This window comes from Allobosea sp. CER48, from assembly GCF_044752385.1.
In the GTDB taxonomy this organism is placed as follows: Bacteria; Pseudomonadota; Alphaproteobacteria; order Rhizobiales; family Beijerinckiaceae; genus Allobosea.
In genome coordinates this window covers 1-1,011 of the sequence record NZ_JBIWYK010000750.1, presented here as the reverse complement: position 1 = coordinate 1,011, position 1,011 = coordinate 1, and the positions used below count along the sequence as shown (strand labels likewise).

General features: G+C 64.6%; 1 protein-coding gene and 1 pseudogene. One reads left to right on the top strand and one right to left on the bottom strand.

Annotated features, from left to right (window positions below; translation table 11 throughout):
- Positions 1 to 188 (top strand): annotated as a pseudogene (locus tag ACIPIA_RS16990) (transcriptional repressor LexA); the annotation flags it as partial.
- Here the strand turns inward: ACIPIA_RS16990 and ACIPIA_RS16985 are convergent.
- Positions 163 to 1,008: an AAA family ATPase gene (locus tag ACIPIA_RS16985; RefSeq protein ID WP_400511181.1), complete on the bottom strand. Its 846-nt coding sequence runs from the start codon at positions 1,006 to 1,008 to the stop codon at positions 163 to 165. The pseudogene ACIPIA_RS16990 and the gene ACIPIA_RS16985 sit on opposite strands and share 26 nt — an antisense overlap.
- Positions 1,009 to 1,011 lie beyond the last annotated feature (3 nt).

Genomic DNA, 1,011 nt, shown 5'->3' with positions numbered 1-1,011 from the left:
TGCCGCCCTCCTTCGACGAGATGAAGGACGCGCTCGACCTGCGTTCCAAATCCGGCTATGTCCTGCTGACCCGCGACATCGATCTGCGCGAGGCTGTCCGCGAGGCCGATCCGAAGCTGGATCTGGCCACGGCCATCCCGCCCTGCGACACGATCGCCGGCGTCAGCGGCTCTCGCGACGCGCCATGAAGGCAAGCTTCTCGAACAGCGAGACATCCTGCTCGTTCTTCAGCAGCGCACCGTGCAGAGGCGGGATCAGCTTACGTGGATCGCGCTCGCGCAGCACTTCCGGCCCGATATCCTCGGCCACCAGCAGCTTCAGCCAGTCGAGCAACTCCGAGGTGGATGGCTTCTTCTTGATGCCCGGCACCTCGCGCACCTCGAAGAAGAGACGCAGCGCCTCCTCCATCAGCCGCTTCTTGATGCCGGGGAAATGCACCTCGACGATCGCCTGCATCGTCTCGGCATCGGGGAAGCGGATGTAGTGGAAGAAGCAGCGCCGCAGGAAGGCGTCCGGCAGCTCCTTCTCGTTGTTGGAGGTGATGATCATCACCGGCCGCTGCGCCGCCCTGATGGTCTCGCCTGTCTCGTAGACGTGGAACTCCATGCGGTCGAGTTCGAGCAGCAGGTCGTTCGGAAACTCGATATCGGCTTTGTCGATCTCGTCGATCAGCAGCACCGGCCGCACCGGCGAGGCGAAGGCCTCCCAGAGTTTGCCGCGCTTGATGTAGTTGGCGATGTCGGAGACGCGGGGGTCGCCGAGTTGGCTGTCGCGCAGGCGGCTGACCGCGTCGTATTCGTAGAGACCCTGCTGCGCCTTGGTCGTCGATTTGATGTGCCAGGTGATGAGCGGCGCCCCGAGCGCAGCCGCCACCTCCTCCGCCAGCACGGTCTTCCCCGTTCCCGGCTCGCCCTTGACCAGAAGCGGGCGCTCCAGCCGGATCGCGGCATTGACCGCGACGGTAAGGTCCTCGGTCGCGACGTAGTTCTCGGTGCCGGAAAAGCGCATGAA

Bases quoted from the DNA above. Each gene is read 5' to 3' on its own strand.
- ACIPIA_RS16985 (WP_400511181.1), bottom strand. From the start codon at position 1,008: ATGCGCTTTTCCGGCACCGAGAACTACGTCGCGACCGAGGACCTTACC.